This window comes from Ochrobactrum sp. Q0168, from assembly GCF_016427605.1.
In the GTDB taxonomy this organism is placed as follows: Bacteria; Pseudomonadota; Alphaproteobacteria; order Rhizobiales; family Rhizobiaceae; genus Brucella.
Genome location: NZ_JAELXQ010000033.1, coordinates 1 through 7705, shown reverse-complemented (window position 1 = coordinate 7705; position 7705 = coordinate 1). Strand labels below are relative to the sequence as shown.

Below are 7705 nucleotides of genomic sequence, written 5' to 3'. Positions count from 1 at the left end.
TCAACCCGTTTTTTTCAAGAAAATCACAATCTTATCAACCGTAACTTCCTCAAATCCAAAACCAGATTTCCATCCAGCTCCAGCCGCCCCAACTACTCATCAGCCAACTTCTCGTCAACCACTTTCACCAGAACTCAAGGACGAACCAACCTGCCGCTAGCAGCGTCGCCGCCCTCGTTGTGGCGCTATATAGGCCCCACACCACAAAACTGTCAACACGCATTCCAACAAAAATGCAGTTTTCTTTTCCACAAGGATAAAGACAGAAATTTACTCCTTATTAAGCCGAATGGGCACCCGATTCTGGGCAGCGCAAACAGCGTTGTTCATGACGGCATATATAGAGAGCCTCAGGAGCGCGCCAGCAACAGCCCGCTTTACCGGGCAGGAGCCAGAGCGACGGGATATTTCATCCTGTTTTGTTCAGTGATGGCCGAAACCGTACTCGCTTGTTCCCGTAGCCGGCAATTCATTATCCCTTGGTTTGCATCCCGCCGATGCGCTTTCTCCAAGTTCTTCTGCAGAAGACCGGAGACAAGCCTGTAGATGCAGAAAACGCCATGCCCAAAAGCGCCTCTCCGCTCGAATCCTTTCAGTCCCGGATATTCCGCTCGCTGTGGTCGGCAACTCTGGTCTCAAATCTGGGAGGGCTGATCGAAGGCGTCGCGGCTGGTTGGTTGATGACCAGTCTGACCACTTCTCACGGGATGGTGGCACTGGTTCAAGCATCGATGACCCTGCCCGTGATGATCTTCTCGCTCGCCGCCGGAGCTTTGGCTGACAATTACGACCGCCGTCGCATCATGCTGATAGCGCAGATGATGATGCTGTGCTTTTCGGCGATGTTGGCGCTGTTCGCCTATTCCAATGTATTGACGCCATGGCTGCTGCTCAGCCTCACCTTTCTGATCGGATGCGGTGGCGCGCTCTATAATCCTTCCTGGCAAGCTTCGATGGGCGACATTGTTCCCCGTCAACATCTGCCGGGCGCAGTGGCGCTCAACAGCATGAGCTATAATCTCATGCGCAGTATCGGCCCGGCCATTGGCGGCATCATCGTTGCGACGGCTGGTGCGGCCTTTGCCTTTCTTTTTAACGTGTTCTGTTATTTCGCTCTGATCTTCGCGCTTTTCCGCTGGAAGAAGGTGACGCCGCGCAGCCCACTGCCACGCGAATCCTTCGGAAGCGCCATGTCGGCGGGCTTTCGTTATGTGACCATGTCGCCCAATCTGTTGAAGGTGATGGTGCGCTCGTTCGCTTTCGGCTTCAGCGCTGTGGTGATTCTGGCCCTTCTGCCGCTCGTTGCGCGCGATCAGGTGCAGGGCACCGCCATTACTTATGGCATCATGCTCGGTTTTTTCGGGTTTGGTGCGATCTGCGGCGCGCTTTTGATCGGGCGGGTGCGCGATATTCTCAGTAATGAATGGGTGATCCGAGGGGCTTTCTTCGCGCTCGCCGTCAGCTGTTTCTTCCTCGCCATGAGCGACCGGGTTTGGCTGAGCTGCCTTCTGCTGATGCCAGCCGGCATGGCATGGGTGCAGGCTTTCTCACTGTTCAATGTGACTGTCCAGCTTTCGACCCCGCGTTGGGTCGTCGGTCGCGCCTTGTCGCTATACCAGACAGCAACCTTCGGCGGTATGGCCTTGGGAAGTTGGGTCTGGGGTCAACTGGCTGACCTGTACGGCGTATCGGGCGCGCTGCTCATCGCGAGCGTCGTACTGATCGCCGGCGGGCTGCTCGGCTTCATCTTGCGCCAGCCCAATTTCGAATCGCTGAACCTCGATCCGACCAACGCCTTCAGCGAGCCGCAACTGCAGCTTGACCTGCGCGCCCGCAGCGGCCCGATCATGGTGATGGTCGATTATTCCATCGACCAGAAAGACGTGCCGGAATTTCTCGCCACCATGGCGCTGCGACGGCGCACCAGAATTCGCGACGGAGCCAAGCAATGGGTGTTGCTGCGCGATCTGGAAAACCCACGCATCTGGACGGAAAGCTATCACGTGCCGACCTGGATCGAATATATCCGCCACAGCCAGCGACTGACCCATGCCGATGCGGAGATTGCAAAGCATCTTGATGAGTTGCATCGCGGCGACGGCCCTCCCCGCATTCATCACATGATCGAGCGGCAGACCGTCCCCACCCACGACGATATGCCCTTGAAACCATATCTCGATGCGACATAAAGAAAGCCGCCCGATTGGGCGGCTTTTTCGCAGTAAGAAATCGGGCGATTACTCGCCCCATGGGCCGTGGAAATCGCCGTCCTTGTCGATGCGCTTGAAACCATGCGAACCGAAGAAATCGCGCTGACCCTGAATGAGATTGGCCGTACCGAGCGATTGCGTATAGCTGTCGAAATAGTTGAGCGCGGAAGCAAGTGCAGGAACCGGCAAGCCAGCGATCGCAGCCTTGGAAACGATGTTCCGCAGGCCCTTGGATGCCTTTTGCATACGCTCGACAAAAGCTGGAGCCAGCAGAAGGTTACGGCTTTCATTTCCCTCGAAAGCTTGGGCGATATCGTCCAGCAGTTCCGAGCGGATGATGCAACCAGCGCGCCAGATGCGGGCTGTGGTGGCCAGCGGAATGTTCCAGCCATGCTCTTTCGACGCCGCTTCCATGACGGCAAAGCCCTGTGCATAGGCCGCGATCTTGCCAGCAAGCAGTGCCTGCTCCAGATCGGCAAGGAACTTGGTGTGATCCGCAACGTCGAGCGTGCGTGGCGAAGGCTTGTAGATGCTTGCGGCCTCCTCGCGCTCTGTCTTGAGCGACGAAAGCGAACGCGCGGCGACCGCAGCTTCAATTGCCGTTGCCGGAACGCCCAGCATCTGCGCTTCGATGGCGGCCCAGCGTCCGGTGCCCTTCTGTCCGGCTTCGTCGAGGATCATATCGACCATCGCCTTGCCGCTATCCGGATCGGTGGTTTTCAAAACCTTGGCGGTGATCTCGATCAGATAGGAATCGAGCGGGCCGGAATTCCACTTCTCGAACACATCGCCGATGGCCGGAGCCGAAAGGCTGAGTCCATCGCGCAGGATGCCGTAGATTTCGGCGATCATCTGCATGTCGGCATATTCGATGCCGTTATGGATCGTCTTGACGAAATGGCCCGCACCGTCGGGACCAACGAGGGCACAGCACGGCTCGCCCTTATATTTCGCAGCGGCCGCAAGAAGGATCGGCGCGATCCGCTCATAGGCTTCCGGCGTTCCGCCCACCATCATCGACGGGCCATGGCGTGCGCCTTCCGCGCCGCCGGAAACGCCCATGCCCACAAAGGTCGGATCATTTGGGCCGAGCGCCTTGAGGCGGCGGACCGTGTCACGATAATCGGAATTGCCCGCATCGATCATGATATCGCCCTTCTCAAGAAGAGCCTTGAGGCGGGTCGTTTCGGCATCGACGGGCGCGCCCGCCTTGATGAGGAAAATGAACGGGCGCGGCTTGCGCGCGTTTTCCGCCCGTTCTTCAAAAGTGGCGCAAGGGATGATCTTTTTGCGCAGCGGACCAGCTTTATCGAGGAAAGCTCTCAGCACCGGCTCGTCACGATCATAGACAGCAACCGTGTAGCCTTTCTCGGCTATATTCAGCGCCAGGTTGGAACCCATAACGCCAAGACCGACCATTCCGATATCTGCTTTTTTCATTTTAGGCCCTTCAGAAACGCAACCAGCTCGCCTGTCTCGTGGCATTGGGGAGGCATCCACTGCAAACAGGCTTGAACCCGGCATATTTGGTTGTCGCGGCATTTCGACGACAACGGCTGATAATCTGTATCGTATTCCTGGATGATCTAGGGCAAATGACACAAAGTTGATAGACCCGGCATCGGAAAAATCCGCGCGCGCTGCCGGTTGCCAACGTAGCCGTGCTACTGCAACAGTGAATTGAAACGAAAATCGCGGGCTGACCGCTTCTATCGGCGGTAGCGAACTTTCATCATGAGAATCAAATTGGGTATCGGTTCCAAGCTTCTTTTGTCGAGCCTTGTCAGCCTGATCGGCTTGCTGGTCATGGCCGCCGTGACGGTACATGCCCTGCGCGAACAGATGATCGATGACCGTGTCACCATGGTTCGCAACCTGACGGAAATCGGTCGCAAGATCATTCAGGAAGAATATGACCGTTTCCAGAGCGGCGAGATCAGCGAAGCCGCGGCCAAGCACAATGCCGTCGAAACGCTGCGCAAGCTGCGTTATGCCAATGACGAATATTTTTTCATTGATGATTTCGACGGCAATTCCGTGCTTTTGCCGATCCGGCCCGATCTGGAAGGCACCGACGCTTCCGCCTTGGTCGATTCCGAAGGTCGCCATTACGTGCAGATGCAGATCGACACGGCCAAGGCCGGTGGCGGCGTGGTGCGTTATGAATTCACCAAGCCCAATACGAATGTGAGCGGCGAGAAGATGGCCTATGTCATGCCGTTCGAGCCATGGCAGTGGTTCATCGCGACGGGCATCTATCTGGAAGATGTGGACAGTGAAACCAAGGCCGTGCTGCTACGCGCTGGCGGCATTCTCGCCACTATCGCCGTTGTCACCACGGCGCTTCTGATTCTCCTTTCGCGCAGCATCACGCGACCGCTCGGGCGACTGACGGCGGTGATCGGGCAGCTGACCCGTCGCAAATATGATCTGACCGTCAAGGATCAGGATCGTCGCGACGAGATTGGCGATATCGCGCGCGCTGTGGAGATTTTCAAGAAAACCGGCCAGGAATTCGAGGTTCTGCAAGCGAAGATGCGCGAGCAGGAGGCCAAGGCGCAAGCCGAGCGTGAGGCAGCGCTTGCCTTCGAGCGCGACAGCGCCCTGCGGCTCGAACAGACGGCAAGGCTGATTTCGATGGGCGAAATGGCGGTCAGCCTCGCCCATGAGCTGAACCAGCCGCTCGCGGCGGTCAGCAATTACTGCATGGGATCGGTGCGGCGGCTGGAGGCTGGCACCGATGATCGCGCAGCACTGCTCGACGCCATGAAGAAAGCGTCGCGGCAGGCAAGCCGCGCATCGGGCATCGTGTCGCGCATCCGCGATTTTCTGCGTCGCAGCGAACCGACGCCGCAGCCGCAAATATTGCGGGAGATCGTCGAGGAGACCGCATCCATAGCCGAGATCGAATCGCGCAGGCGCGGGTTCAAGATCAAGGTCGATATAGCGAAAGACCTGCCGACCGTGCTGGCCGACCGCGTGATGATCGAACAGGTGGTATTCAATCTGCTGCGAAACGCCATCGAGGCCACGACATCCGTGCCCGCTCCACGGCGCGATATCATCGTTTCGGCCAGAATCAGTCCCGACGGGCGGGAAGTGGAAACCACAGTGCTGGATTTCGGACAGGGCATTGCAAAAGGCGATTTCGGCAAGATATTCGACACTTTCTATACAACCAAGATAGAAGGCATGGGCGTGGGGCTCAATATTTGCCGCTCGATCATGGAGTTTCACCGGGGCAGGCTTTGGGCGGAGCCAAATCCGGAAGGCGGTACAGCCTTTCATTTCACGCTGCCCATCAGCGGCACGCTTGAGGAAAAAACAGCATGAGCGAGGCGGTCTATGTCATCGATGACGACGAGGCCTTTCGGGATTCGCTCGTCTGGCTGCTGGAATCAAGCCAATACACGGTGCGCGCTTTCGATTCGGCGGAAGCTTTTCTGGATGCCGCATCGCCGGATATGTCCGGCTGCGTGATCGCCGATGTGCGCATGTCGGGCATAACGGGCCTTGAACTGCACCGCCGTTTGCAGGCGCTTGGCGTCGATCTGCCCACGATCATCGTCACCGGCCACGGCGACGTGCCGATGGCCGTCACGGCCTTTCGCGACGGGGTGGTGGATTTCATTGAAAAGCCGCTCGACGACCAATATGTGCTGGAGCGGATCGAGTTCTGTCTCGCCAAGGCGCGGGAGAACGCAAGGCTGCGCCAGCAGGCGGACGATTTTGCCCGCCGTTACGAGAGTCTGACGCAGCGCGAAAAGGAAGTGCTGGAATATATCGTGGCGGGAAAACTCAACAAGCAGATCGCCGATCTGATGGATATCAGCATCAAGACGGTTGAGGTGCATCGCAGCCGCGTGATGGAAAAGATGCAGGTGACCAATGTTGCGGAACTGGTGCGCCAGAAACTATCCTTCAGCGAAAGCGCAAAAAAGAAGCCGGCATAGACCGGCTTCTTTCGTTTTAAGTCGATGATCAGTCGTCGAGACGCTGGCCGCTTCTGTCGGTCGTGCAGGCCACCGCGATCAGCGAGATGACGCCGCAAGCGCCGATGAACACGGCAATCGGCAGATAGCTGCCATTATACTTGGCAAGCAGAGCGGTTGCGATCAGCGGCAGCGGGCCGCCGACAATGGCCGCGCCCACCTGATAGCCGAGCGAAACGCCGGTATAGCGGACATCTGCCGGGAAGCTTTCGGCGAAGAATGTGCCAAGCACCGAACCATAGGTCGACCAGATGATGGCGAAGCCGATCACCACGGCGAGCGTTGCCAGGACCCACGAACCCTGATTGAGCAGCCAGAAGTAAGGCACCGTGTAGATGACCATGGCGACCGTGCCGAGCAGGAACACCTTCTTGCGACCGATGCGGTCGGACAGGCTGCCGAAATAGAGCATGACCGGAACGGCGATCAAGGCGGCGATCAGCACGGAATTCAGAGCGTGGACGCGCTCGAAACCCAGGCCCACGAGATAGGAAACGGTGAAGGTTGCGAAGAGGAAGAAGGTCGAGGTTTCGATGAACTTCGCACCAATCACGATCAAAACCGCGCGCCAATGCTTGGTCAGCGTTTCGAACAGCGGCACTTTCTTCGCGGTATTCGCCGCAGCAACGCGCTTGAAGGAAGGGGTTTCGTCAACCGTGTTGCGGATCCACATGCCGATGGCGACCAGCACGATGGACAGCACGAACGGAATGCGCCAGCCATAGGACAGGAACGCTTCTTCCGAAAAACCCAGAGCAAGGCCGGATGTCACCAGATTGCCAAGCGCCAGACCAAACAATGCGCCGGTCTGTGGCACGGCACCGTAAAAGCCGCGCTTGTTGCGCGGGGAATATTCCACCGCCAGCAGCACGCCGCCGCCCCATTCGCCGCCCAGCGCCAAGCCCTGCAACAGACGCAGCAGTGTCAGGATGATCGGCGCCCAGACGCCGATGGTGGCATAGGTCGGCATCAGACCGATCAGCACCGTCGATACGCCCATGATCGAAAGCGTGATGACGAGCGTCTTCTTGCGGCCGATACGGTCGCCGATATGGCTGAACACGATGCCGCCGATGGGGCGGATCAGGAAGGCCAGCGCGAAAGAGGCAAGCGCCAGAAGCTGGCTGGTCACCGGATCATCGGACGGAAAGAACAGCTTTCCGAAAACGATGGCCGACATGGTGCCATATAGGAAGTAGTCATACCATTCGATGGTGCTGCCAACCGCGCTGCCAATCAACGCGCGACGGCGGTCGCCATCGGTAATCAAAGTGTCTTTTTCTACGCGTGCAGAAGCCGCGCCCTCCAAGACGGTCATAGCATTTCCTCCTGAGTGGGCCGCTTATGCGGCCTTGTTTTTGAGAATGTCGAGCGCGACGTCGATGATCATGTCTTCCTGGCCGCCGACCATGCGGCGCTTGCCAAGTTCGATGAGGATTTCACGCGTATCGACGCCATAGAGCTTCGAGGCGTTTTCCGCATGACGCAGGAAGCTCGAATAGA

At 58.0% G+C, this 7705-nt stretch carries 6 protein-coding genes and 1 pseudogene; 4 read left to right on the top strand and 3 right to left on the bottom strand.

The annotated features are described in order from the left end of the window. On the top strand, positions 1–546 hold a 546-nt coding region (locus tag JAU75_RS23975), incomplete at its 5' end, for a hypothetical protein (protein ID WP_210339401.1). A 14-nt stretch (positions 547–560) separates the two neighbouring features. Further along, the gene (locus JAU75_RS23695; protein ID WP_199058930.1) at positions 561–2189 is read left to right on the top strand and encodes an MFS transporter; all 1629 of its coding nucleotides are present in this window, start codon (positions 561–563) and stop codon (positions 2187–2189) included. Between the two features lie 48 nt (positions 2190–2237). On the opposite strand, the gene gndA is transcribed toward JAU75_RS23695, so the two are convergent. Next, entirely contained in the window at positions 2238–3650 is a 1413-nt protein-coding gene (gndA, locus tag JAU75_RS23690; RefSeq protein WP_199058929.1) for an NADP-dependent phosphogluconate dehydrogenase, read from the bottom strand. A gap of 294 nt (positions 3651–3944) precedes the next feature. Between gndA and JAU75_RS23685 the strand changes: the two genes are divergently transcribed. Further along, positions 3945–5543, top strand: coding sequence for a cache domain-containing protein (locus JAU75_RS23685; protein ID WP_199058928.1), 1599 nt, complete (start codon positions 3945–3947; stop codon positions 5541–5543). Then, positions 5540–6163, top strand: coding sequence for a response regulator (locus JAU75_RS23680; protein WP_199058927.1), 624 nt, complete (start codon positions 5540–5542; stop codon positions 6161–6163). Before JAU75_RS23685 ends, JAU75_RS23680 begins: the two co-directional genes overlap by 4 nt. 28 nt (positions 6164–6191) lie before the next feature. Here JAU75_RS23680 and JAU75_RS23675 read toward each other — a convergent pair whose 3' ends face one another. Together JAU75_RS23675 and JAU75_RS23670 are read right to left on the bottom strand one after the other, a co-directional pair. After that, positions 6192–7520, bottom strand: a complete 1329-nt coding sequence (locus tag JAU75_RS23675; protein ID WP_199058926.1) for an MFS transporter — start codon at positions 7518–7520, stop codon at positions 6192–6194. Between the two features lie 24 nt (positions 7521–7544). After that, positions 7545–7705 (bottom strand): annotated as a pseudogene (locus JAU75_RS23670) (4-hydroxy-2-oxovalerate aldolase); the annotation flags it as partial.